This is a genomic window from Streptomyces sp. 3N207, from assembly GCF_052246355.1.
GTDB lineage: Bacteria > Actinomycetota > Actinomycetes > Streptomycetales > Streptomycetaceae > Streptomyces.
On sequence record NZ_JBQQBV010000044.1, the window covers coordinates 1 to 24,313 of the forward strand.

A 24,313-nucleotide genomic window follows, 5' to 3' on the forward strand; every position below is an offset into this window, starting at 1 on the left:
CTTGTTGACCGTCCGGCCAAGGGCCGGTTAAAAGCAATTCAGTCACACCTCTTGCTATTCGCTTGCGTTGAGGTCCCTCCATCGGGTGAACTGCTGTCATGCAACGCTCGGATGACCCTTCGATACCGCGGCCCGGTGGGCACTTGGCGCGGTCCGGGGGTCGCCGGTGATCACGCTGCACCCCATCTCAGCAGGCTCCGGCATCGACTACCTCATGCGTACCGTCTGCGGTGATGACGTTGAGGTCGGCCAGCGGGGAGTGACCGCGCACTGGGCCGAGGGCGGGGACACTCCGGGGGAGTGGATGGGGTTCGAGGCGGCGGCGCTCGGACTGTCGGGGACGGTCACTCAGGAGGCTGCCGACGCGGTCTTCAAGGACGCCGTGGACCCTGTCAGCGGTCAGCGAATGGGCCGCGCGTGGCCTCGCTATACGCCCGCCGACGAGCTGTTCGCGAAGTACCTGGCGGCGGAGCCGGAGGCGTCCGAAGCACGCCGCCAGCAGTTGCAGGCCAAGGCCGACAAGGAGGGGAACCGCACGGCCCGGGCGGGCTGGGAGATGGTGTTCTCGCCCGTCAAAAGCTTCTCCGTGCTGTGGGCCACGTCCGACGATGAGCAGCGCGCGCGGCTGGAGGCAGTGGAGCGCGCGGCGTTCGAGAAGGTCTTTGCGCGCATCGAGAAGGAGGCGTGCTGGACGCGGGTGGGCCCGACTGCGGCGGCACAGGTTCAGGTGCCCGGGCGGGGGTTCATCGCCGCGGCTTTCTCCCACCGCAGTTCCCGTGCCGGCGACCCGGATTTCCATCGGCATCTGGAGATCAGCTCGAAGGTACGGACCGAGGACGGGCGCTGGCTGGCGCTCGACGCGCGGCCGTTGCACGCCCGTCTGGTGGAGTTCTCGGAGCAGTACACCGCCGAGTTGGAGCGGAAGATGGCGGCGGAGTTCGGGGTTCTTGCGCGAGCTCGGCAGAACTCTCTGCGCCCCGCCCGCCGACCGGTGCGGGAGTTCCTCGGGGTGAGCGAGGAAGGTGTCCGGGGCTTCTCGCAGCGCCGTCGTACCACCGAGGGTGCACTGGCTTCCATGACCCGTGATTTCCGGGTCCGGGAAGGTCGTGAGCCGTCGCGTGTGGAGGAGTACAAGCTCGCTCAGGCCGCCGCTCTGACAGCCCGTCCGGACAAGCGGCAGACCACCGTCGAGGAGGAGCGCGACAGGTGGATCGAGCAGGCCCGGGAGATGGGTATTGCGCACCCTGAGGCTCTGCTGACGCACGCAGTTGAGGCTTCTCGGAAGCATGCGGAAGCCACCGCGAAGGCAGACGTACCGCTGGCCGAGATACCTGTGCGGGCACTGCGCATTCTGGAGGGCCAGCGTGCGCAGTGGACCCGCTCCAATGCGGCGTCCGAGGTCTACAGGCAGCTCGTGGAGACGGGCTGGCATGTGCGGCTGGACGACGCTGCGTTCACGGAAACGGTGGAGCGGGCCACGGACGCGCTGCTCGATCCGGAGTTGTGTGAGCGGCTGGATGCGCCGGACGCGGTGGCGCTTCCGGAGCGCTTCCGTCGGGCCGACGGAGCTTCTGTTTTCGAGTCGGTCGCCACCGGCCAGGTGTTCACTTCGCACGGGATTCTGGCTGCCGAACGGGAGCTGGTGGAGGCTGCGACCCGGCCGACTTCGGTGCGGGTTCTGAGCACCGAGCAGGTCGATGCAGCTATTGCTGCGGGGGACGAGGAGCGCGGTTTCACCCCCAGCACGGAGCAGCGTCAGGTGGTGCGGAACCTGCTGGGTTCGGACACGCGGGTGGGCGCTGTCATCGGTCCTGCGGGTACGGGCAAGACCACCATCATGCGGCTGGTGCGGGAGGCCGCGGACGCACACGGACTCCCTGTGCTGGGCCTGGCGGGCGGTCAGGTGCAGGCCGACAACCTCGCCGAGGAAGCCGGAATCCGCGCGGAGAACATTGCCCGCTGGCGCTACATGAGCGAGCGGAACGGCGGCTCTCAGTGGTCTCTGCGCCCCGGGCAGATCGTCATCGTCGACGAGGCGGGACAGGCATCCACACCGGATCTGCGCGCGCTGGCGGAGCAGGTCGATGCCGTCGGCGGAAGGCTGCTGCTGGTCGGTGATCCTCGCCAGCTGGGCTCCCCGGGTGTGGGAGGTGCTCTCGCCCTGATCGAGGCCGACGCGGGTGCGCAGTACCTGTCCGAGGTGCGCCGGTTCCGGGACGCCGACAAGACCATCCGCCGCTGGGAAGTCGAGGCTGCGTCGGCGGTCTCCCGCGGTGATGCGGACGCCTCCTTCGACGCGTATGCGCAGCGCGGCCGAATCCAGCATGGCAGTGCCGACGCCATGCTCGACGCCGTCTACACCGCCTGGCAGCGGGACACTGCCGACGGCCTCAACTCGGTGATGATCGCCTCCAGTAACGCGCTCGTTGCGCAGTTGAACGAGCGCGCACGCAGCGACCTGGCGGCCCGCGGTGAGGTCGACACCAGCGTCGAGACCGAGCTGGGGGACGGTAACCGGGCGGGGGCCGGAGACCGGGTTGTCACACGCGCGAACGACCGGCGACTGCGCACTCATGACGGCCGTCAGTGGGTGCGCAACGGGGACACCTGGACGGTGGAAGCCGTCGAGGAAGACGGCGGTATGACGGCCGTGCACGACCGCACCGGGCGCCGCATCACGCTGCCCGCCGCATATGTCTCCGAGGCGGTGGAGCTCGGTTACGCAGTCACCAAGGACCGCGCCCAGGGCCTGACTGTCGATACCGGTCATGCCTTGTTCGACAGCTCCATGGACCGCAACGGTGCCTACCCGGCACTGACCCGGGGCCGCCTGGCCAACTACGCCTATCTGGTCACCGTCAAGCCGAGTGACCCGGAGACCGGCGAGCCCGGTGAGCGGCTGACCGACCGCCAGGTCTGGCAGGCTGTGCTGCGCCGTGACGGCACCCAGCAGTCGGCCACCATGACTGCGCGCCGCAGTGAGGAAGCCGCCCGCTCGGTGCGCACTCACACGGCCCGGCTGGCTTTCGTTCTCGACCAGATCGCCGATGACCGGGCCCGCCATGCTGTCGCCGCTCTGCTGGGTCAGAACGCGGCGCAGCAGCTGACATCGGCACCTGCCTGGCCCGCGCTGCGTGCTCAGTTGGAGCAGCTGGCCGATGACGGAATCGACACCGACCGGCTGCTGGAGACGACCTGGCACCAGCGGGATTTCCTCGACGGCGACGGCAATCCGGTGCGGGATGTCGCGGCCATCGTGCATGCGCGCAACGCCCGTGCACTCGACCCGGACGAGGGTTCCCCCGACGCCTTCCAGCGTGCGCAGGACGCGCCCCGTCCGGCCACGGCACCCCAGCTGCTCACCTCTGTCCCGGCACCGAGCGGCGACCCGCTGACAGCGCTCGGGCTGCTGCTGCCGGACGCCGAGCCGGGCGATGATCCGCAGACTGTCCAGGCGGCCCGGGACCTGGCTGCCGCCGCGCGGGAGCGCGCCGCACAGCTGGCCGAGGCCGCCCAACTCGACGCCGAGGCGGGCCAGGGCTGGGCTGCCGCCTACGGTCCCCGGCCCGCCGATGCGCAGGACGCGACGGCCTGGCAGGAGCGGCTCACCGCAGCAGCCGTCTACCGCGATCTGGCGGGCCATGACGGACCCGCCCCCACCGGGCCGGCGCCCTCCGCCGAGGGCATGGATGCGGTTCTGCGCGGCGTGTGGCGCGCCGCGCAGCCTCTCGACGACGCAGCCCGGACAGCTGAGGAACTGGCCGCCGAGGCCCCCGCATGGCTCGACGCGCTCGGTCCCCGTCCGGGCGCGGACGAGGCGGCACGCAAGCTGTGGGACCGGGCTGCATGGACGGCGTTCACGTACCGCAGGCTGTGGGAGTTCGGCCACGAGAGCGTCGCGTTGGGGGAGCGCCCGGCCGACCCGGTTGCTGCTGCCGACTACGACGCGGCCGGTGCCGCGATCGCCGCCTGGCGGGCCGGTTCGGGCACCGCGGTTCCGGGGCCACGGCTGGGTGAGATGGAAGGCGAGGCGCTGCGCCGGACGGACTGGCGCGGGCGCAGCAGCGCGGATCGCGTCCAGCGGGTGGAAGAGGCCCTGGCCGTTCTGCAGCGTGCGGAAGCCGCCCGAGATGCGGCCCGGCAGGCCGCCCAGGACGCCACCAACCGCGCCCAGGCTCTGCGGAACGCGGGCACGCCTGAACGTGCGGAGCGTGCCCGGGAACTGGCCGGGCAGGCTGCCGCGGCGCAGGAGGAGGCCACCGCCCAGGAGCAGCTGATCGCCGAGGCCCGTGAGACCCTCAGCGAGCTTGCTCCCGGTGCGCTGGAGGACCGTGAGAGTGCGCGGCGGGGATCGGATGCCCGGCGGGAACTGGCCCGCCGGATCTTGCGGGGCACCCCGGACGAGGAGTCGGCCGCCGCCACGGCCAAGGAGGTCCCGGCCTGGCAGGAGAGGCCCCATGGGCGGCTCAGCGACGCGCAGTTGCGGGAAGCGCACCGCCGGGCGCTGGAGGCGGCGAGGGCTGCCGAGAGCAGTGCTGATGAGCAGGAGGGGCGTGCCCAGCGGCTGAGGGCCGAAGCGGTTCCCGGGGGCCGGATCGAGCAGCGGATCACCGCTCAGGCGGCGCGGGTCGAGGCCGTCCATCAGTGGCGTACCGCCCGGCAGCAGGCCGAGACCGTGCGCAGGCAGGCCGAGGAGAACGCCGCTCACCGCCGGGAGTCGGCTGCGCGGCTGGCGGCCACTCACCGTATGGGCGTGCCCGCGGTGCGCGGTGCGCAGCGGCGTGCTCTGGAGGAGGAGCTGCGCCGTTCGGAGGAGCAGGCCACGCGGCTCGCCGAGGAGCTTGCGCAGGCCGAACAGCACCGCGACCAGGCCGCCGTCACCGCCGGGGTCCCCGCCCGGCACGAGCAGTTGCTGGCCGACTGGCAGGAGGCCGGGGGCGACTTCGACGCGGCCCTCACCCGGGCGCGGACCACTGCCTCAGAGGACACACAGGCCGCCACCGCCGAGGCCCGGCGCATGCGCGAGCGCTCCCGTCAGCTCCGTGAGGCGGCTGCCGCGCTCCGCCGCGAAGGGAGCGTGCGCGCCACTCTTCCCGACGACAGGCGCGCGGCCGAACAGGCCGCCCGGGCGCAGCAGCAGCGTCCGCCGCAGCAGCGCCCTGCTCCGTCGGCGGTACCTCAGCAGCGGCCGGACTCCCCTCGCCGCGACGGGCCGCGCCGTGCGACGTGACTCCTGATCCGGCGGCCCCGGCAGGGGTCAGGGGAGTGTCCCGCACTCCCCGCGCCCGTCGGTGAGCTGACCGGTGACGGTGCGGAAGCGCCGTTCGCGCGGGTCCCAGGTGGCCGCGCTCTGCGGGGTGCCCAGGGCTTCGGCCGCCGCCGCCAGCACTGCTCGGTGGACCGGTGCGGCCAGGGCGAAGTCGTCCACCAGGTGGGCCCATTCGCAGGGTCGGCACACGATCCGCCAGTGGCCTGAGGACGTCCTCGTCACCGATGCCACGGCGATGTCGGGCGGCCTCATGCCGGTGTCACACATGTGGCAGAACCACGGCCACCGGGGCACGGTGATCCACTGCGGTCCGCCTCCGGGGGCCGGCCGGCTGAAGACGGTGTCCAGTGCGCGGGCGAGCTCCTCCTCGCTCACCGCGCCCACCGGGGGCGTCTTCGGCGCCGCCGGTGAGGGGGCTGTGGGCCGGGCGGTGACAGGGGGAGCAGCAGGTGCCCCGGTAGCCCGCTCCTGGCGTACGGTCTGCTGCGCCGCCCGCTCCCGTTCGGGGGCCGAGGGCGGCGGTACCACTGTGATGCCTGCGCCGGTGAGCATGCTCAGATCCAGGGTCCACTCGCGGGCCGAGCGCTCCCGCCAGAGCGCGAACGCGGCCCGCACATGGCTTTCGGCTTCGGCCGCCGGCATCCCGGTCACGGACCGCAGATGGGCCAGGGCAGCGCTCCGCTTGCCGTTGATCTCGGCCAGTCCGAAGTGGGTGACGGTGTGGCAGCCGGTGCACAGGCACACCAGCCGCCGCAGCCGCTGCACCCCCCGCGCCTCGTCGTACTCCCAGCGCTCGTGCGCCTCCAGCCACCGCCGTGCCGTACGGTCCTCGCCCTGCCCGCACGCCTCGCACCGCCGGCCTGCCCGCCCGTTGATCATGCGCCGCAGCCGTTCCCAGTCGCGGGGCGCCACGCACGAGCGGACGTTGGTGAACCAGCACGAACGCGGTACGAGGTCCACGAACAGCCCGGACTCGAACGTCCGGTCCTCGCCGGGGAGGAGGGCGGGTATGTCCGGCAGCGCCGCCCACCGTTCCAGGCCCGGCATCCCCGGCCTGGGGGCGAACCAGCGTCTGGCGGCCGGGTCCCAGCGGGCCCCCTGTGCCTTGGCCTCGTCCTTCTCCGCGAAGGGCACGTCCAGCCAGACGCGGGCCATTTCCCTCACTCCTCGCCGCCGGGGCCTGTCTGTCAGGTGAGGTCCAGGGTGACGCGCAGGGCGGCGGAGATCCGGTCCATGGCCTCCGCGTCGACGGTGCCGAGGAACTCGCCGGCCTTCAGCCGCTTGTCGGTCAGCGCGGTCAGGTCGACGGCGACGGCTGCGCCGTGCACCGGGCGGGCCAGCGGGATGGTGACGACGGTGTCCGGGGCGCCCTGGGTCTCGTCGATCATCATGCACACGGCGGTGCCGGGCAGCGCTTCGAGGGCGGCGTCCGATTCGACGATGACCACGGCCCGGCTCTTGGCGGCGAGCTGGACGCGCCAGACCTGTCCGCGGGCGAGCGGCGTCACGCGACGTCTTCGCCGAAGATGTCGGCGAGTTCTTCGGTGTCGAGTGTGGCCCGTTCGCGCCAGGCCCGTACGGCGGGGGCCGCATCGCGCAGTTGCTGGGCCCTGAGCGCGTGCTCGATGTAGGCCGACAGATTGCCACCGGAGGCGGCGCGGGCGTGGGCGACGAGATCGGCCGGCAGGCTGACCGTGGTGCGCGTACGTGTGCTCATACGTCCGAGCATACTCAGGTGTGACACCGTGATGCACGAGCAGTCCGCCGAAGGCTCTGTGGACTCCGGATAAAGCTTTCCGTGTCCAGCGGCTGCGGGCGGAAGCGGTTCCCGGCGGGCTGGATCGAGCAGCGGGTCGGTGCCCAGGCGGCGCGGGTCGAGGTCATCCGCCAGTGGCGCTCCGCTCGGCAGCAGGCCGAGGCCGTGCGTCGTCAGGTCGCGCAGAATGCCGTCGAGCAGCGTGATTCGGCCGCGCAGTTGGGGGCCGGTGGACGCTGGGCGCGGGGTGCCCAGCGGCGGGCTGTGCAGGAGCAGTTGCACCACCTTGAGGAGCAGGCCGCCCATCTCGCCGAGGAGCTGATGGCAGCCGAACGGCTCCGGGACCAGGCTGCGGTCACCGCCGGGGATTCGGCTCGCCACGATGAGGTGCTGGCCCGCTGGCAGGAGTCCGGCGGCGATACGGAGACCGTCCTGGCCCGCGCGCGTACGTCCGCCGAGGAGGACGCCCAGGCCGCCACCGCCGAGGCCCGGCAGATGCGCGAACGCGCCGAGCAACTGCGCGACAGGGCCATCGAGCTGCGCCGTGAAGTGGGTACCCGCGCCACCCTCCCTGATGCCCGCCGGGTCTCCGAACATGCGGCCCGGGCCCAACAGTCCGGGCGGCCCCAGCCGCCGCCGGTTCCGCCGGTGGTGCCGCCGCAGCGTGATGGTTCCTCGCGGGGGCCGCGGCGGGGGATGTGACCTGGAGGCGGCGGCGTGCGTAGGTCGAAAGGCGGCGGCGGTCTGCGGGTGGTCGGGTCGGTCGTTGGTGTCGGGGCCGGTGGCTTCCGTGGAGTTGGGCGCTACTGGACCTGGCTCCGACCAGTGGCGTTGGAACGCTCCCGGAATTCGCCCGGTCGGGGAGAGAGGCCGTCGTCAGCGTTGCCGCCTTCGAGGCACAGTGCGCCGTTTATGACGGCGGTCCGGAAGGGGTCCCACTCGGCGGCGGTGTTCCGGGGAGGCTCCTGTGCTCAGGGTTCTTGGGGTCGCGTACGGCGGTGCGGTCGGGCCAGGTGTCCTGGGTGTCGAACAGGAGTGTTGCGGGGGAGGGGGAGGAAGCGGCAGGTGAAGGTGAGGTCGGTGCCGTCTCCGTCGTGGTGGATCTGGTGCTGCCATGTATTGAGGGTGTCCGCAGGGGCCTGGGGGGGAGGGGAGGGAAGCTGTGCGGTGGGGGTGTCCCGTCTCGGGGGTGGGGCTTGTCCTCGACGGCGTTCTGATAGACCACGGCGGCTGTCAACAGTCCGGTCTCCTCGGCGTCTTCGCGGAGGACGGCTTCTTGGAGTTCTTCGCCTGGTGCGGCTACTCCCGCGGGGATCCGGGTGCCGGCCTGCGGCAGGGCGATGTGGTCGAACACCAGGAGTTCGGGAAAGGCGCGGCCGGATCACGCATGCGGCGAGGTGGATTCCGGGTCCGGTCATTCCTGCCTTTGCTCCCGGGGCCGCGGGTGGGGGTGCGTGCGTCGGAATCGAGGCCCTTTTCACCGGGACAGCCCCAGTCGGTGGCCGGACGCCTCCCCCCGGCTCTGCGGCCCACAACCAGATCGTCATCGCCCTGCAGGGGGCTGGGCCCTGCACTCCAAGTGCTCGCCGGATACCTCAATGTGGCCGATCACGGAAGGACAACTCCCTTACCGGAGCGTTGTGACAGAGCTGATACCAATTCCGGCTGCTGAGCGCTGCTTTCGAGGCGTCAGTAACTCCTGGGTCGCTACTGTGGCTCTCGCTGGGAAATTTCGGCTTGGTGTGCGAGGAGTTGGCGTGGTCGCCGTACGAAATGTGAGAAGTGAGGGGTCCCGGCCGGGCGGCTGGGATGTCCTGTCCATTGGTCCATTCGATGCCCTTTGGGCGTTGATGGACCGTGCGCAGAAGGTTTGTGCCGACCGTATGGAGTTCGCGGATTCCCCGCTCGGTGCGGGCGAAGCGGAACGGGAGCGATGGTTGGCGGTCAGCCGCCGGATTACTGGGTGGCGTACGGCGATCCACCCGGACAACCACGACGCCGTCGAGGCGGCGCGTGCCTACTGCTCGCAGGTCGTCGACGACTATGCGACCGTGCGCCCGCTGCACGAGGCTCTGGCCGCCGGGAGGGCCCGTTCCCTCACGCCGGACGGCGCGGCGATCACCTCGGGGGGCCGCTGGTGGATCGCCCGCCAGGACCGCTACCTCCCCCTCGACCCGGCCGACCCCGAACTGGCCAAGTTGATCGCCACCTTCGAGGGGTATGCGGCCCGGCTGGACGAGTTGGCCCGGGAAGAGGCGGAACCGGTTGGCGACAGCGAGCAGCAGCGGGAAGACGGGGAGCGATAAACAATGGCAGCCGATGGATTCCGTAACAGCGGGCCCTCCGACACCCCGGAAAGCGAATTGGCCGCGGCCCGCCGGATTGCAGCGGACCGGAACGCAGCGGAGAGGGGCGGGCCCGCGTGGGCGGAGGACCCGGAGGGCGTCGCCGCGGATATTGCTGGGGCGATGGAGGCCGAGGGCGAGGCCGGGGACGGGGACGGGGACGGTGAGGCGGACGGGCCCGTGGGCGTCAGCACTGTGGCCTCCGCGGACACCACCCTGGACAGCGACTTGGCCGCGGTCCGCAACGCAGGGGAGAGGGGCGGGCCCGAGTCGGCGGTGGGCCGGGCCGTCCCCGACGACGATGACTGGTCGCGGGTATACGCCTGGGACGATGACCTGGACGGGCCCTCGGGCGACAGCGCGGCAGCCTCAGCGGACACTGCCCCGGAAGGTGAGGCGGACACGGCCCTCCGGAACGAAGCGGAAAGGAACGTAGCCAAGTCCCGGGGCGACGCGCAAGCTGTCATCGACGAGATCGACGAGACACTCCGGATGCACGACGAGACACTCCGGAAGTACGACGCAAGTACCGCGGATGGGGCCGGTGCCGGGCCTCCCACGCCCCGCAGCGGGGACGTGGCCGAGGACCCCCTGGAGGCCGCGGGGGCCGCTGTTGACAGCGCGCTTTCGGGGCCGGAGCAGCCGTCTTATCCGCCGTTCCAGATCGCGCCGACCAAGGAGGATCCCCGGCCGGTTCTGGTCGTCGCCGCCGGTGCCAAGGGAAGCGGTGCTGATACGATCCGCCGTTTGGCGGAGGAGCAGCTCGGTGAGGGCAACTTCGTCACCCTCGGTGACAAGCCGCTGGAACCGGCCCAGCACTTGGAGGCTGCCAAGCAGGCCATCGCTTCCGGGAGTAACACCATCCTGCTCACGGACGGCCGTGATCCGAAGGCACTGGCCGAGGACATGAAGGGCTTCGCCGAGGCCGAGGCCGGCTTCCGCCTCCATTTCGCAGCCGCGGCGACGCAGGACCCCCTGTGTGCCCTCAACAACCTCGCAGCCAAGATCGACCCCCGCTTCTCGGAGATGGCGACCCTCACCACGGGGCACAAGCTGGCGGAGGGCGCCAGCCGCGCCGTAGCGCTCGGTGCCGAGATGCATGTTTTCGAGGCGGACGAGCGCGGCTGGGTCAGCTCCGCGCCGCTGCAGCCCGGTGAGCGGGCGGATCGGCGGATCGAGACCGCGTGCAAGGCGAAACTGAGCGACGAGATGTCGCTACGGTCGCTTGCGAGGCTCGCCCGGCTCGCCGCCTCGACCAAGGACCGGGCCCGCCACGACGAGATCCGGCAAGTCACCGCAGACGTCCTCCGGGCCAGCTCGGACAAAGCAGCAGAGTCCTGGGGCGGGGTGGTCGGTGCGTCCATCGACATCCACCCCCGGTCCGTGCGCTTCAGTTGGTCCAAGGGCTTCGACTTGTCCGCCTTCGATCCCAACAGCCAGTCTGAGAATTCGGGCTCGCCTTGGCACGTGGACGGCCGGGTCCGCCCCGACAGCTCGCTGAAACTCACCCCTTCCGAGGATCTGGAAGCCATGCTGATGGTCCGTCTGCGCAGCGTCGGCAAGGCGGTCCAGGAGCGCGAGTTTCTCCGGCAAGAACTCAATGATCATCTTCAGCGGGGCCCCGGCAAGACTGCGGAAGAGATGAGGGATTACGAAGCACAGACAAAGAAGCTTCAAAAGCTGCAGGCCGGCGCACAGGACTACGTGAAATTCCACGGTGAATCTGTGCAGACCGTCCTGGCCGATTTCCAGCGTCGCGCGAAGCTCTCTCCGGGAAAGCTCAAGCTCCAGGAGAAGAAGGCGCAGGAGCACAAGGCGAGCCTGGCGCGTACTGGCATCGGGTACGGACTGAAGCCCGCACAAGCCCCACAGCAGATGACGCAGCCGAAGCAGCCGAAGCAGCGGACCACGGCCGGCACCAGGAGCTGAGTCACGTGCCGGATGCGGGCGGGGGCTGCATCCGGCACGGTTGCGTCACGCTCAGGGCCTTGTGAAAAGGCTGGTATCAACTCCCGCTTAGTACTGGGGGCATCCCGGAAGCCGCCGCGTCTTTAGGCTGTGGTCCCCCTGCTGGGCAATATCGGCTGTGCGGCCTTTGCGCCGGCGACATCGAGCACGGGCCGGATCAGCGCCTGGCCGCGAACCTCGGGCGCCCCTGCTGAGCCGGCCCCGGCGCAGGCCCCGGTCCCGGACCGTGCGCCGGGGCTGGCGCGGCGGGTGCCTGTCGCTGCCGCGCCCCTGGAGTGTGCTGTGCGGAGCTTTGGCTTTGCGACTGGCTCTGCCCCCACTTCTTCGCCCGGCTCGCCACCGGGTCTTCCGGTATGAGCGACTTCGGAAAGCTGTCCCCCTGGGCCAGTCGAACGGCGAACTGCGGCGCACCCTTCGCCAACGACCGGAGCTTTTCATTGCACTCCCTGATGTTGGGATACTGGGCTTCGAATTCGGGCGAGGAATACTTCTCCAGCACCGAATTCGCCGCCTTGCCGACATCGATCATTCTGTCGGCCGCCGTCCAGTCGTCGTGAGGGACCGGAGACCGCCGGTCCCAGGCGTCAACGAGTCGCTGCACGAGGGGATCCCGATGGCTGGCCCCCTGGCTGGGGTTGAGCAACCACTCGCCCCAGTCGGTGTGTTTGAAGGCGGCCCACCGTTTATCCATCTCCGTCTCGCCAGCCTTCCTCCCCCTTACTGTTTCGTAGGCACGTGCGTTCAGAAATTTTTCTTCCGGCACGGTGCGGGCCAGACGCACCGCGTGCTCAGTGCGGGCCAGAAGCACCGCGTGATTGAAGCTGGCATCGGCCAGAGCGTAGAGATTTTTGACGCTGTCGATGTCCTTCTGCGAGATAGGGATAGTCCTGCGAGAGGCGATAGCGTCATGGCGGAGCTGATCTGCGAGATTGTTGGCCCGGAGCGCGATCTGGCCGTACCGCTCTGCCGCCTCTCGGAGTCCTAGCCGCCTGTCGGCGGAAGGGCGGTTGTCGCACGCAGCTTTGAGTTTCTTGAGGTCCTCGTTCTTGGCCTGCTCGAGTTCCTGGCGCTTATCGGTGACGCCCCACTGACCGATTAGGTCGTCGATGGCCAGGGATGCCTTCTCGACCCCTGCCAGGGTTTCCCTCCACTCGGCTTTGTTCCTGGCCCCCCCTCTGTACGGTCCGTAACCATGAATGAGGCGCGGTGGCTGCTGCCTTTGAGCTTGCTTCCGCCCCGGCGGCAGCTGCTCGCCCCGTGGCCCTTGCTGCCGCGGTGCTGCCTGCCGAACTGTCACAGGACCTGGCGGGCGCCATGACTGTCCTGGTGCCTTGCCTTGGCGCTCTGTCCCAGACCACTTATCCAGATTCCTTTGCGCCTGCTGCTGTGCACGATCTGCCTCGCGTTGTGTACGCTGCTCCGCTCGGTTTGCGCGCACCTTCTCGCCCTTGGTCTTCGGCGGTTGCGGGACCCGTGCAGGATCGTAGAGGCTCGGTTCACGCGGGAGGACGGACAGCGAAATGGGCGCCATGTTCAGCCGCGTGGCACTTTCGGTCCCGAGGGCCACGGCTTGGCGGAGCATGGCCTTTTCTTCTTCCGGGAAGTGGGCTGTGGCCAGGGCCCTTACCGCTTCCGAGGAATAGGGCAGCGCTCCAGGAAGTGCCTCGCCTGCCGATTTCCAGTCCAGCACTTCCCGTGCGGCCTTCGCGACCCTGAGCGCTGCGTAACTGGCCCCGTACTGGTCGAATTCGCTGTACTGGTCAAATTCGTTCGACCCGCTGGCGATATTTTTATCGATGGAGAACTGCATCTGCGCATTTATGGCATTGATCAGTTCGGCCACCGGCTCCGGCTTGTCCTGGAGCGACATCATCTGCTGGCCCATCGAGCTGTCTTTCTGCCATGCGAAGAGCAGCCCGACCAATTCGTGATGGGCCAGCAGTGCGTCGCCCTCCGTTGCGTAGGGTTCTGCGTCCGGCTTGTTTCCGGGCGGAAGAGTGCGCGAAAGGCGTGATCCGTGTTCCTCGAGGGCTTTGCCGAGCTCGTGGAGCAATTCAATGTTCTCGGGTGAGTACGGGTCGGGAGAGCCCTCGTCGATATAACGGGGCTTCTCCGCGAGCTTGTGGGCTCCCTCCACAAGTCTGTAGGCGCGGTTCGCCATATCGAAGTACCAGAGTGCACCCTGATTGGCCCGGTTGACCCATTTCGAGAGATCCTCAGGGCGATTCTGCACGAGGGCGGAGTAAAGCCCGAATTGCGCTTCGTCGAACCCTTGCATCAGGTCGACAGGGCGGTTCTCCCACTCATCCAAGAACGCCGAGAGCTGATCCTCAAGGTATTCGAGACTCGGCGCAAGTCCAAGTTCTTTGCGGTACTGCTCCGGCAGTTCCAGAGAGAACCGCCGTGCAAGGTCTGTGTGGAACTGCGCGGCCACGTTCTGTTGCCATGGCTCGAATGCCTTGACGACGCGTTCGGCGCCCTCGTTGATCTCCTGCTGGATGAGGGCCCCGTCTGCCGGTTCCCGTATCGCCCCCTCGTGCGGCCCGTATCCGGGGTAGCGCTCTTCCGGCGCTGTTTCCGCGATCTCAGAAGGCTTCGGGGATTGCGGAGCCAACGCGGCGGCGTTCGCGGCAACCTGGCGGACTTTTGTTTTTTCCGGGACGATGGATGAGGAAACGGGTGCCTGGTGCAGCCGCGAGGCGTTATCGGTCGCGAGGTCCACCGCTCGGCGGAGCAGATCCCTTTCCTTATCCGTGCTGTGGTTCTCGTCCAGTACCGCCTGCGCGGCCATGGCGATCCTGATTACGTCGTAGCTGGCGCCGTTCTGGTCATAGTCGTACGCCCCCCACCTGTCGTGCTGGGATCCGTCATCCCGCCCGTCATATTCGACCGTATCGCTTCCGCGTGTCTCGAAGTCGGCCTTGTTCTCCCCGGAGGCCGGCAACCGCCCATACTCTCTGGGTGCCGCAGTCTCGGCCTTTTTCTCCCCGAGAGAGAACGGCATCTGCGCCCTCCTGGCATTGACCAGCTCGTCCGCCGCCGCGCTCCGGTGGGGAACTGTCACCTGGACCCATTTGTTGTCCTGCAATTCGAAGCCCGCCCATTCGTCGAGCAGCCCTCTCAGCTCCTCGCGGGCCAACCGCGCATCGAGTGGCGTAGCGAAGGGCTGGGCATCCGGATTGTTTCCGGGGGGCAGGGTGCGAGCCAGGCGCGAGGCGTGTTCGTTGAGGGAGCTGCCGAAATCGATGAGCGATTGGATGTTCTCGGGCGAGTAGGGGTCGGGAAAGCCCTGCTCGATCTCGCGGGGCTTCTTCGCGAGTTTGTCGGCCTCCTCCGCGAGTCTGTAGGCACGGTCCGCCATGTTGAAGTACCAGAGCGCGCCCCTCCTGGCCTGGCCGGCCCATTCCGCGAGATCCGTGGGACGGTTCTGCTCGAGGGCAGAAGAGAGCAAGTCCTGTGCCTCGCCGAGTCCTTGCATCAGGTCGGCAGGGCGGTTCTCCCACTCGGCCCAGAACGCTGAGAGCTGATCCGGCAGGTCTTTCCTGAACTGCACCTGCATGCCGGTCGTTTGCCATTGCGAGAGTGCGTCGACGACGCGTAGGTCGCCCTCGTTGATCGCCTGCTGGATGAGGGCCCCGTCTGCCGGTTCCCGTATCGCCCCTCCGTGCGGCCCGTATCCGGGGTAGCGCTTGTGCGGCGCTGTCTCAATTGTCAGCGCATCCGCGGTGGGAATGGGCAGATCCTCCGTGGAGCGCAGGCTGTACCCCGCTGCGATGTGGCTGAGCTTCTCCAGCGCGTTGGCAGCCTTGTCGGCCTGCTCGTCCTCGCGCCCCTCCTCCTGCAATAGACGGTCGCGTTCCTTGCTCAGTTGACGGGTGAGTTCGTGGGCGTAACGGCCGACAGCTGCGCTGGTTTCCTTCTCGACGTAGGCCCACCACTCCTGCCATGCGGGTTCACCCTGGATGTGGTCTTCCCAGGCGTCCTTCAGGACCGACTGGACGGTGGTCTGCAACTGCTCCTTCAGCTTGTGGGTGTGCTCGAGCTTTTCAAGCAGCTTATTTCCTTGCAGAACGTCGGCGTGCTTTTCGAGGACGTCCCCCAGGGCGGCGTCCAATTCGGCCCTTGCCGGCCGCTCATTGGTTTCGAACAACTCGCCTTCGTCGACTACTTTCGCGATGGTGCATGCCGTCGCCAGGTCTGAATAGAGGCGGTCCCACTTGTTTCTGCGCCGACGCAATTCGCCTTCGAGGCTGTTATGGGCCTTGGCCGCCACCTCCTGGGACTCCCACCTGTCCACCGCTTGCTGATTCGCCAGTTTGCTCTGTGGTGGTTTCTTCTGCTGTCGTGCTGGGTGGCTCTGGAACTGCCGTCGGCTCCGTGATGGTTCCTGCCCCGTCAGGCTGTACCCCGCGGCGTGACTCACCTCCTTCAGCGCCTCGGCGAGTGGCTCGACGGCCTGTTTGTGTTCTTCCTTTTTCGTCAGTTCGTCGAACGTTGCGCGGGAGAGACGGGCAAAGGTGGCGTCGCGTTCCCTCGCGGTGTAGGAAAGCAGCTTCTGCCAGTCCTCTTTTTGCTTGCCCTCCATTTTCGGGGTATCGGCCAGCTCGCGGAGTGCGAACTCCCATTTGAAATACGCCGAGCGGGCCTGCTTCCACTCCTTCCACAACGGATTGGGGAGCAGGGGGGCGAGCTGCGGATTTTCGCGTAGGTCGTTGACGTGCTTTACGACTTTTCCCAGGGCATCGGTGAGAGCCTCATTGTCGGGTCGCTCGTCACCAGGGGGAGACTTAGCGGGCTCACCAAGCTCCCGTGTACTGCGCCATGTCTTTTCCAGGTCCGAGAGCGGATCGTGCAGCAGCTTCCGCACGCGTCCCCGCATGGCGGGCTTCTCGAATTGGTCACAGACCTCATTCAATATCTGGATAATGTCTGCCTGCACGGCTGCCACAGCCTGCTCTGTCATTTAGAAACTCCTCGAAATACGTGCCAAAAGGGAGCTCACAGAGCCCCGTTCAGAACCCCGCCGCCTGCCGCAGCGCCTCAGCCTCGGCAGGGTGGGTGCCGTCGGCGGTGCCGAAGTCGGAGGTGGTCAGGTAGTCCTCGAAGGCTTCTTCGGCTTCGGGGCGGGGGGCCGGGCGCGGCGGGGGGTCGTGGTGGGTGCCGTTGGCGCAGCTGGCGACCTGGATATGGGGGAGGAAGCCGTGGAGGGTGGAGATCCATTCGGCTTCGGCGAGGTCGCGGCCCGGGGTGGGCTGGCAGTAGGAGCGGACCCAGGCGGCGTAGAGGGCGGTGAGGTGTTCGCGGGCCGGGGGGTGGCGGTACCAGCACTGGGGGATGTTGTTGTGCAGTTCGAAGGTGCGGCGCACCCACTCGACCCATTCGGCCAGCTCCCGCATTTTGGTGCGTCGTTCGGCCGGTGTCATGGCCGTCCAGACCCAGCCGTAGGAGGCGGCGGCCTCCTCTTCGTCGTCGTCCAGATCGGGGAGGTCGGGCCACAGGGAAGACGGGTCCTCCAGGCTGTCGCCGAAGCTGCTGCCCAGGCTCTCGCCCAGACCTTCCGTCGCGTACTCAGACATCAGCGGCCTCCAGAGGGGTCGTGCCGGCCGGCGGGTTGTTCTCGGTGTTCTTCTCCAGTGATATCCCGGCCTTCTCGGGAGCGGCCAGCAGTTTCTTCAGGTCCTTGTCGCGGAAGGTCAGCCGCATTTTCACCTTGACCGGCGGCAGGTTGGTGTACTGCGCGATCGCGGTGAACTTGGGCAGCTGCTGGAGCTCATGGACCGGGGCCAGGTCGACCTCGGCGATGGACACCTGCGTCGAGTGGTCGCCGCCGCGCCCGCGGGTGGTGGATTCGCGGCGGACTTCGGTGCGTCCGTACAGGCCGTTGAAGTAGCGCAGGGTCTCCAGGTCACCGCAGCCGGGCAGCAGCATGCGCATTCCGGAGGCGGACAGCACGGTGTTGGCCTTCTGCTGGCCGAGGCTCTCGCGCAGCTGGGACAGGTCGTGCCAGACGGTCAGCAGGCTGATGCCCATACCGCGGCCGGTGGTGAGGATGTTGGGCAGCCGCGGGTAGCGCAGCATGTTGCCGGCCTCGTCGACCATCACGCCCAGGGCCGGGTCGAGGGCGATGCCGGTGGAGTTGTAGCGGGCCTCGGCGCCGTGGATGATCGAGGCGACCAGCGAGGTCAGCAGCGGGGCGAAGCGCTCGGCGTCGGCCTCGGAGGCGATCAGGCACACGGTGCCGTTTTGGTCCAGCAGTTCCTCGACGGTGAAGTCGGTCTTGGAGCTGGTCTCGCGTACTTCCTCATCCGCGTAGACCCGGGCCAGGACGTTGAGGGTGAACTGGATGGAGCCGATGCCGTCCTCGTGCAGTCGCAGCCAGGGGGAGGCGTAGTCGTCGGCCGTCTCCTGGAAGTCGTGGGCCAGCAGCACGGCGCGTACGTGATCGACGGCGTCCTTGCCCAGCGACAGCCAGCGGCGCATGTCGTTGACTCCGCCGCCGTTGAGGTGGGAGGCCAGCAGCACGCCCTTGAGGACGTTGCGGGCCTGGTCGACCCAGGGGGCTGCGCGTTTGTCGTCGCCGGAGGAGGAGGCTTCGGCCATCCAGGCGGCCATCCGCTCGGCGGACTTGGCGTCGGTGCAGTAGTCGATGGGGGACCAGTGGTTGGTCTCGCGGCCGGGGATGCCGGCGGGCGCGATGACCCAGACCGGGCCCAGCGCGCGGCGGCGGGCGTAGATGACGTCCAGGTCGGCGGCCTTGGTGGTGGTGACGACCAACGGGCCCTGCCACTCCGCCGCGTTGGGCAGTACCAGTCCGGTCGTCTTGCTGCTGCCGGGGACACCGAAGACGGTGGCGGAGATGTTCGGCTCGGTGGCGACCAGCTTGTTGGTGCCCTTGCCGCGGCCCGCGGTGATCCGCCCGGACCGCTTGACCGGGTTCTCCGGCGCGGTCAGCTCCTTCTCGGTCTTGCCGCCACCCCACTGGGCGCCGCCGGTGTGGTTGAAGCTCACCATGGAGACCAGCTTGATCACCAGCAGCATCAGCCCCGCCATCAGCAGCACGAAGAGCAGATAGAAGAGCCAGGCCGGCGGGGCGGGGCTGAAGGCGGACCCGGGGCCTTGGACCAGGGCGCTCAGCACCGTGGGGACGACCCCCGAGGTGCGGCCGGCCCATCCCAGTCCGACCAGCGTCGCGGCCAACGGGGCGGCCAGCAGGACCGATACGCCCACCATGGCCAGCAGGCCCGCCGCGTAGACGGCCAGGACGGTGCCGTCGGACAGGTCTCCTGTGCCCGATCGCTGGGACATCACATCACCATCCGTTCGTCGGTCTCGAAGAGCTGCTGCTCGATCTGGGAGAGCATCAGCTGCACCGCATGCCCGCTGCCGCGGCCCACTTTCCACAGGGCCCGGCCGCGCTGCCCCGCGCCCCAGGAGGCGATCAGGTCGCACTCGGCGTCGGTGAGGCCGATGGCTTCACGGGTGAGTTTCAGGGGGGCTGTGTCCTGGGCGAGCTGGATGCGGGTCTCGCAGCTGGCGATCAGGTCCTTGGCGATGGCCACCGCCTCGGAGCCGGCCGAGCCGACCGCCTCGAAGTCGGAGAGCCGGTGGGTGGCCAGGACCTGGATGGTGCCGGTCGCCCGGCTCAGCCGCAGGTCCGCGTCGATCTTGCGAACCATGGCCGAGCCGCCGCTGCGCAGCTGACGCCACAGCTCGTCGCGGACGACCAGCCAAGGGCGGTTGCCGGGGCGGTCGATGGCGCTCTGCGCCCAGGAGGAGACACAGGTGAGCACCATGGCGATGGTGTCGTCCCCGTACGACTCCAGGGCGGAGACGTCGACCGACTGAATGGGGGCGTCCCAGTCCAGGCCGATCGAGGTCTCCTTGTCGAACAGCCCTGCCAGATGGCCGGTGATCATGCCGCCGAGGGCGGCGCGCAGCGAGGCCATCTGTTCGCGGGCGAGCTGCACGTCGTTGCCGCGGACCCGCATCTCGCCGGCCATCTGGGTGGTGGGGTCCTTCAGCTTTTCGTAGACCAGCGGAAGGGTCGGTATCCGCAGGTGGTCCCCGCCGTACAACTCGCCGGTCACTTCCCGTACGGCGACATCCAGGCACTCTTCTTCCTGCGGAGCCAGGTTCCGCCGGAGCTGGAGTTCCAGCAGCGCCTTCAGCAGCGTCAGGCGGCGGCGGTGGATCTCCTGGAGGTGGGCCTTGAACTCCTCCCGGCTGGCGGTCTTCTCCAGCTCGTAGCCGAGCGGGCCCGCATCCAGCGGGTTGAGCCGGCCGGGCATGCCGGGGCCCAGCCGGACGGGCTCGACTCCCAAGTGCCGGCACAGCGACGCGTACTCGCCCTTGACGTCACCCGCGATCAGCGTGCGGTGCCCGAGCGCCATCATGCGGAAGGCCAGCGCTTTGATGTGCGCGCTCTTCCCGGAGCCGGGGATGCCCGTGATCATCACGTTGGGGTTGGTGCACAGCCCCTCGCTGACCCAGGCGGTCGGGTGGGCGCTGAACGCCTGCTGGGTGAGGGTGTTCCAGCCGACGTAGACCCCGATCGAGGGCAGCGAAGCCCCGTGCAGGAAGGGATAGATGCCGCTGGCCCGCGAGGTGTCCGAGCGGAAGACCTCCGCTTTGTTGATCGAGGCGGCCCGCCCGGCGAGGGGCTGGCTCCAGCCTTTGCGCGGGGCGACCCGCATCGCGGCTTCCGGGTCCTCCAGCAGCTGGGTGCGGCGCTGTTCGCGGGCGCTGAGCTGCGGGGTCCGGGCCGGCGCTTCGGTCTGCCCGCCGGGGGCGAACAGGTCCGCGACGGCCTCGGCCTTGAGCAGCGAGTCGCCCTTCAGATCGCGGCGGCGGAAGAGGCCCATCAGATGCCCACCCGCCTCTCCGGCAGCCCCTGGGCGAGCGGCAGCGCGGAGGCGATGAACGCGTCGTCCTGCGCGCCCCACACCCGCCGCAGCTCCAGCCCGGCGGCCGAGGCGTCCGCCTGGAGATCGGCGCAGGCAATCTCCAGCTCGTCCGCGTCGACGACGGTGACCGCGACCAGCGCGGTGAGCCGCACCACGCCGTGGCCCGCCGCGCGGGCCATGTCCTGGGCGCGCGCGGTCATCGCCTCGCGCCGCTCGTCCTCGCTCTCCGATCGGCCGGTCTTGGCCCTCAGCCCGCGCGCCGCGTCCCGCTTGGTCTTCTCCCTGGCCAGCTCTTTACGCGCCTTGGCCGGGCCGATCGGCTCGTAGACGAGCGACAGCGAGCGGCGGGCGTTCGCCCGGGGCCGCAGCAGCGGCTGGAGGAAGGTGGCATACACCTCGCTCTGCGGGAAGCCGCGCACCTGGTAGCTGACGGTCCATGCGCCGTCGTGCCGGTAGACGCCCCACTGGGTCTCGGCCGCCGCCGGGCCGGCCACCTCCGGGTCGACGCCGCGGGGGGTGCCCTCCCACCCGGGAACGGTGGACGCCGCCTCGTTGCGCTCGGCGAGCATCACGTGCGCTTCCGGGTCGTAGGCGGTACGGATCGTCTGCGCCACCCCGCGCGGGGTGAGCCACTCCTTGACCTGGAGCCCCGCGCTGCTCAGCGCGGGTTGCATGGCGTTGAGTTCGCGCACCAGCACGGCGGCGGCGCCGCGCTGTCCGCCGCCCGCGCCCTTGATCGCCAGCCGGGCGCGGAACGCGGAGAGGGTCACGGCCAGATAGGTCTCCCGGATGGTGGCCGCCGGCCCGGCGCCCGCCATCAACTGGTCCAGGGCCTCCACCGCGGGGGCCGGGGCGTCCTCGGAGATGTGCCGCTCCGTCCAGGAGCGCAGCGCGGCGCCGTCGTCCGGGAGGGAGCGCTGGTGGACGCCGATCCGGGTGATGACGCCGTCCTCCTTGCAGTGGCTGCGCAGTACTGCGGCCCAGGCGCCGACCCTGGTGTTCTGCCGCTCGGTGTCGACGAGCGCCAGCCCGGGGTGGGTCAGGCGGCAGACGGCGGTGTAGGTGTTGTCGACGGGGTTGTGCATGATGCCCAGTTGCCCGCCGAGGCCGTCGGGGGCCTCCAGCAGATGCAGCCGGGCCAGGGTGCCCGGCAGATCCATGGGCTGGTCCCCGTCCTTGGTACGGGGGGCGAAGATGCCGGAGAAGAACAGGTTTCTGTTGGTGGCCACGGCGATCTGGTGCCTTACTGCGAGGACGATCCACTGGTCGGCCGTCAGCCCCAGCACGCGTCCGTACGCGAGCAGCAGGAGCACGGCCGCCACCGGAAGGGCGAAGAATGCGCTGGAGAAGGAGCGGCTGTAGAGCGGGATCAGGGCGATCACGGACGCCGCGGCGACCAGCGTGAATCCGGGGCCGCTGAGATTGCCGATGAACCCGCTGCGTTCCGACTGCCAACCGCCGTAGGTGGCAGGCTCGGTGGTCGTCACGGATCAGTCCCCTTCCGGATTCTGGGGTTGGGGTGCGGGCGGCGTGGGCCGCGGGCCTTCCAACGGGGAGGGGCCCTGCTCTTGCATGGGGGCCGGTGCGGGTGGGGGAGCCGCTTCCTCCGACCCTTCCCTTTCGCTGTTGTTCCGATCGGGAGTGATGGTGTGACGCCCGCCCTGGGCCGCGTGGTCGAGACCGGCATGGGCGGCGACGTTCCCTGCGGTGCTCTCCAGCACGTCCTTGCCCATGGCGGCAACCTGCATGCCCATGCCGATGGTTCCCTTGGATGCCTTGAGCGCTCCCTTGGCGTTCGCCTTGAAACCGGCACCCTGTTGGAATTGGGACCCCATGAGTTTCTTGGCCCAGGAGGAGCCTCCACCGCCGCCGCCCGCACCGCTCTCGTTCTCGGACTCCAGGGCCTGGGTGAAGCCGCTGCCCCCACCGGACGATCCCGCACCGCTCTGACCCGACGTCGGCTGGCCGAAGTAGCTGGAGACCGAGGAGCCGATCGAGCTGAGCATGCCCGAGGCGGCACTCGAGCCGGTGCCGACGGTGGTGAACGTCATGAACTTCGCCAGGGTCGGCCAGGCGAAGCAGGACAGCAGGAAGATCAGCAGGCCAACAATGACGTTGCCGGTGCCGTCGCTGTACTCGATCGAGGAGAAGCCGATGCAGAAGCACAGGACGATCACAGGCTTCATGAGGATCAGCGAGATCAGCGCATTGCGGGCCTTGGGCCACCACTCGTTCGTCGCGTCAGCCATCTGCCCTGCCAGGGCGAGGGGCATCACGATGAGCAGGATCATGATTCCTGCCTGCCGGATTTGCATCTCGAGCCACAGGGCGGCGATCGCCAGGATGCACAGGATGCCGACGACGATGACGAAGCCGATGGCGCTGGGCACGAAACCGGTGCCGGTCCACAGCGCGCCGGCCCCGGCCGTTAGCGTACCGCTGCCGCCGATCAGGCCGGAGAACGCCCCCGTCAGCTGTGCCTTCATCGCGGCGCTGGCGTCCTTACCCGAGCCGTGCCCATCGTTGAAGGTGTAGTTGATCATGGCCGTGCTGAAGGTGTCCGACCAGTTGAGGGCGACCTGGGTCGCCGTTACGTAGACGGCCAGGATCACCCCCCACTTGGCCAGGCCGGTGATCGCGGTGACCGCCGGGGCGCCCTGCTGTGTCACGGCCAGTTTTCCGAACTGGATGAGCAGCAGGAACGTGGCCACCAGGGCGGATATCGCCGTCATGACGCCCATCATCGGGCCGATTCCGGTCTTCGACAGGGTGATGACGGAGGTCTTGTTGAAGATGTTGGCGAACTGTTTGACGAGCCATACGACGCCGTTCCCGATGGCGCCGGCGGCCTCCTGGAGCGCATTCGACGCGGCCTCGGAGATCTTCCCGGCAGTCCACTGTTCGAGCAGTGACTTCTGATCCTCGAGGTCCGCGAGCATGCACTTGTCGATGCTGCCGTGTTTCCGTATGCAATCGGCCAGGAAGCGCTTGGTGCTTTGGTAGTTCGAATCCTCGGTGCTGACTCCCTCCTCCTTCAGGTACCTGGCAGCCTTGCGCTCGGCCGGGTCGTCGGCTTTCTTGTTGCGGCAGGGCCCGCCGGGAACCTCACAGTCCTGAGGCCAGCGGCAGTTGTCGGCCCCGACAATGCAGTATTGGTTGTTTTCGGTGTTGACGCCGATGGTGCGGCCGGCCGCACGCTCTTTCAGTTCCTTGGGGACGGGGTCCCCCGGCATGGTCTCCGCGTAGGCGGGCGTGGCCAGCACCGCCAGTGCGACGAGGACGGCGCCCAGCAGGGCGCCCAGCCGGGCGAGTGTTCTAGACATTGGTGACCTCCCGCCAACCGTCCTCGAACGCGGCGAAGCTGTCCGGGTCATAGCTGCGCGGTTCTGGCAGCTTCCGCTCCCACTCCGGTGCCTGGGTGACCTTCCAGTCGCCGTCGCGCCAGGTCACGATCAGGTAGTCCTCCTGGTCCTTGAGGGGGCCGCCGGATTCCTTGTCGGGGATGGTGGCGTAGCGGTCGAAGTTCATCCACACCCCGATGACGTTTCCCTGGGAGTCGAGGCTGCGGGCTTGGACAGCCTTGACCTCGGTGGTGAAGGTGATTTCGTTCGGAGGCCCCCCGGAGGGTGGCAGCCCCACTGATTCACGCAGCTTGCGGACGCTGGAGACCATGTCGCGCACCACCGGGTCCGAGGGGCTGACGGCGATGGTTCGCAACTGCCGCTCGGCGGCTTGGTCGTCGATGAAGCTCAGATCCGTCCAGTACGAGACTGCCGCCGAGGTGGCGCCGACCGCGGTGTGGGGGAAGCCGACGCCGATGCCGTTCTTCGCAGACCGCGGCTTCACTGTTCGTGCGGAACGGGCGGTTGCAGGGGTGTACCTCTTCCCGCCGGGAGCCGGACCGTTGGCCTTGCTGCGGCCCGCGGAGGGCTTTGCCCGCGGGGCGGAGGGGGCGCTGTCCCCGGCGCTGTTGAGGGCCAGGACGCCGCCGGCGGCCACGAGCGCGGCCAGCGCGGTGCCCAGAACGATCAGACGCAGCCGTGCACGCCGGGCCTTGGACCGGTAGTCCATG

Annotated in this window: 15 protein-coding genes; 4 read left to right on the top strand and 11 right to left on the bottom strand. The window is 68.9% G+C overall.

Annotation, left to right across the window (positions count from 1 at the left end):
- The first annotated feature begins 166 nt into the window (after nucleotides 1-166).
- Nucleotides 167-5,230 (top strand): MobF family relaxase, encoded by a 5,064-nt coding sequence (mobF, locus tag ACTWP9_RS35840; RefSeq protein WP_443250511.1) that lies wholly within the window; start codon nucleotides 167-169, stop codon nucleotides 5,228-5,230.
- Between the two features lie 27 nt (nucleotides 5,231-5,257).
- On the opposite strand, the gene ACTWP9_RS35845 is transcribed toward mobF, so the two are convergent.
- Genes ACTWP9_RS35845 through ACTWP9_RS35855 form a run of 3 tightly spaced genes read right to left on the bottom strand, consistent with a single transcriptional unit; the run spans nucleotide 5,258 to nucleotide 6,986 of the window.
- Nucleotides 5,258-6,424, bottom strand: coding sequence for a DUF5710 domain-containing protein (locus ACTWP9_RS35845; protein ID WP_443250512.1), 1,167 nt, complete (start codon nucleotides 6,422-6,424; stop codon nucleotides 5,258-5,260).
- 32 nt (nucleotides 6,425-6,456) lie between these two features.
- Nucleotides 6,457-6,777: a type II toxin-antitoxin system PemK/MazF family toxin gene (locus ACTWP9_RS35850; RefSeq protein ID WP_443250513.1), complete on the bottom strand. Its 321-nt coding sequence runs from the start codon at nucleotides 6,775-6,777 to the stop codon at nucleotides 6,457-6,459.
- Complete coding sequence (locus tag ACTWP9_RS35855) at nucleotides 6,774-6,986, bottom strand: type II toxin-antitoxin system CcdA family antitoxin (RefSeq protein WP_443250514.1); 213 nt, start codon at nucleotides 6,984-6,986, stop codon at nucleotides 6,774-6,776. The genes ACTWP9_RS35850 and ACTWP9_RS35855 overlap by 4 nt, the downstream gene beginning before the upstream one ends.
- A gap of 81 nt (nucleotides 6,987-7,067) precedes the next feature.
- Here ACTWP9_RS35855 and ACTWP9_RS35860 point away from each other — a divergent pair, with 81 nt between their 5' ends.
- The gene (locus tag ACTWP9_RS35860) at nucleotides 7,068-7,727 is read left to right on the top strand and encodes a hypothetical protein (RefSeq protein ID WP_443250515.1); all 660 of its coding nucleotides are present in this window, start codon (nucleotides 7,068-7,070) and stop codon (nucleotides 7,725-7,727) included.
- Nucleotides 7,728-7,935: 208 nt separating this feature from the next.
- On the opposite strand, the gene ACTWP9_RS35865 is transcribed toward ACTWP9_RS35860, so the two are convergent.
- The gene (locus ACTWP9_RS35865) at nucleotides 7,936-8,379 is read right to left on the bottom strand and encodes an NUDIX domain-containing protein (RefSeq protein ID WP_443250516.1); all 444 of its coding nucleotides are present in this window, start codon (nucleotides 8,377-8,379) and stop codon (nucleotides 7,936-7,938) included.
- Between the two features lie 529 nt (nucleotides 8,380-8,908).
- On the opposite strand from ACTWP9_RS35865, the gene ACTWP9_RS35870 reads away from it, so the two are divergent.
- Together ACTWP9_RS35870 and ACTWP9_RS35875 are read left to right on the top strand one after the other, a co-directional pair.
- The gene (locus ACTWP9_RS35870; protein ID WP_443250517.1) at nucleotides 8,909-9,331 is read left to right on the top strand and encodes a hypothetical protein; all 423 of its coding nucleotides are present in this window, start codon (nucleotides 8,909-8,911) and stop codon (nucleotides 9,329-9,331) included.
- Nucleotides 9,332-9,946: 615 nt separating this feature from the next.
- A complete protein-coding gene (locus tag ACTWP9_RS35875; RefSeq protein WP_443250518.1) occupies nucleotides 9,947-11,299 on the top strand; it encodes a hypothetical protein in 1,353 nt (450 codons plus the stop codon).
- A 196-nt stretch (nucleotides 11,300-11,495) separates the two neighbouring features.
- Here ACTWP9_RS35875 and ACTWP9_RS35880 read toward each other — a convergent pair whose 3' ends face one another.
- The 7 genes from ACTWP9_RS35880 to ACTWP9_RS35910 are packed head-to-tail and all read right to left on the bottom strand — an operon-like array spanning nucleotide 11,496 to nucleotide 24,312.
- Nucleotides 11,496-16,301 carry a hypothetical protein gene (locus ACTWP9_RS35880; protein WP_443250519.1) on the bottom strand — a complete coding sequence of 1,602 codons (4,806 nt, stop codon included), beginning with the start codon at nucleotides 16,299-16,301 and terminating at the stop codon, nucleotides 11,496-11,498.
- A 49-nt stretch (nucleotides 16,302-16,350) separates the two neighbouring features.
- Nucleotides 16,351-16,914 carry a hypothetical protein gene (locus ACTWP9_RS35885; protein ID WP_443250520.1) on the bottom strand — a complete coding sequence of 188 codons (564 nt, stop codon included), beginning with the start codon at nucleotides 16,912-16,914 and terminating at the stop codon, nucleotides 16,351-16,353.
- Nucleotides 16,907-18,643 carry a type IV secretory system conjugative DNA transfer family protein gene (locus ACTWP9_RS35890; protein WP_443250521.1) on the bottom strand — a complete coding sequence of 579 codons (1,737 nt, stop codon included), beginning with the start codon at nucleotides 18,641-18,643 and terminating at the stop codon, nucleotides 16,907-16,909. Before ACTWP9_RS35890 ends, ACTWP9_RS35885 begins: the two co-directional genes overlap by 8 nt.
- Nucleotides 18,643-20,199 carry a type VI secretion protein gene (locus ACTWP9_RS35895; RefSeq protein WP_443250522.1) on the bottom strand — a complete coding sequence of 519 codons (1,557 nt, stop codon included), beginning with the start codon at nucleotides 20,197-20,199 and terminating at the stop codon, nucleotides 18,643-18,645. Before ACTWP9_RS35895 ends, ACTWP9_RS35890 begins: the two co-directional genes overlap by 1 nt.
- Nucleotides 20,199-21,728 (bottom strand): SCO6880 family protein, encoded by a 1,530-nt coding sequence (locus tag ACTWP9_RS35900; protein ID WP_443250523.1) that lies wholly within the window; start codon nucleotides 21,726-21,728, stop codon nucleotides 20,199-20,201. Before ACTWP9_RS35900 ends, ACTWP9_RS35895 begins: the two co-directional genes overlap by 1 nt.
- A gap of 3 nt (nucleotides 21,729-21,731) precedes the next feature.
- A complete protein-coding gene (locus tag ACTWP9_RS35905) occupies nucleotides 21,732-23,615 on the bottom strand; it encodes a hypothetical protein (RefSeq protein ID WP_443250524.1) in 1,884 nt (627 codons plus the stop codon).
- Nucleotides 23,557-24,312: a hypothetical protein gene (locus tag ACTWP9_RS35910; protein ID WP_443250525.1), complete on the bottom strand. Its 756-nt coding sequence runs from the start codon at nucleotides 24,310-24,312 to the stop codon at nucleotides 23,557-23,559. The genes ACTWP9_RS35905 and ACTWP9_RS35910 overlap by 59 nt, the downstream gene beginning before the upstream one ends.
- Between the last annotated feature and the right edge of the window lies 1 nt (nucleotide 24,313).

Excerpts from the sequence above, each read along its gene's own strand:
- ACTWP9_RS35910 (WP_443250525.1), bottom strand. The coding sequence starts at position 24,312 with ATGGACTACCGGTCCAAGGCCCGGCGTGCACGGCTGCGTCTGATCGTT.
- ACTWP9_RS35880 (WP_443250519.1), bottom strand. The coding sequence starts at position 16,301 with ATGACAGAGCAGGCTGTGGCAGCCGTGCAGGCAGACATTATCCAGATA.
- ACTWP9_RS35845 (WP_443250512.1), bottom strand. The coding sequence starts at position 6,424 with ATGGCCCGCGTCTGGCTGGACGTGCCCTTCGCGGAGAAGGACGAGGCC.
- ACTWP9_RS35870 (WP_443250517.1), top strand. The coding sequence starts at position 8,909 with ATGGAGTTCGCGGATTCCCCGCTCGGTGCGGGCGAAGCGGAACGGGAG.
- ACTWP9_RS35885 (WP_443250520.1), bottom strand. The coding sequence starts at position 16,914 with ATGTCTGAGTACGCGACGGAAGGTCTGGGCGAGAGCCTGGGCAGCAGC.
- ACTWP9_RS35905 (WP_443250524.1), bottom strand. The coding sequence starts at position 23,615 with ATGACCCGGACAGCTTCGCCGCGTTCGAGGACGGTTGGCGGGAGGTCA.
- ACTWP9_RS35855 (WP_443250514.1), bottom strand. The coding sequence starts at position 6,986 with ATGAGCACACGTACGCGCACCACGGTCAGCCTGCCGGCCGATCTCGTC.
- ACTWP9_RS35890 (WP_443250521.1), bottom strand. The coding sequence starts at position 18,643 with ATGTCCCAGCGATCGGGCACAGGAGACCTGTCCGACGGCACCGTCCTG.
- ACTWP9_RS35895 (WP_443250522.1), bottom strand. The coding sequence starts at position 20,199 with ATGGGCCTCTTCCGCCGCCGCGATCTGAAGGGCGACTCGCTGCTCAAG.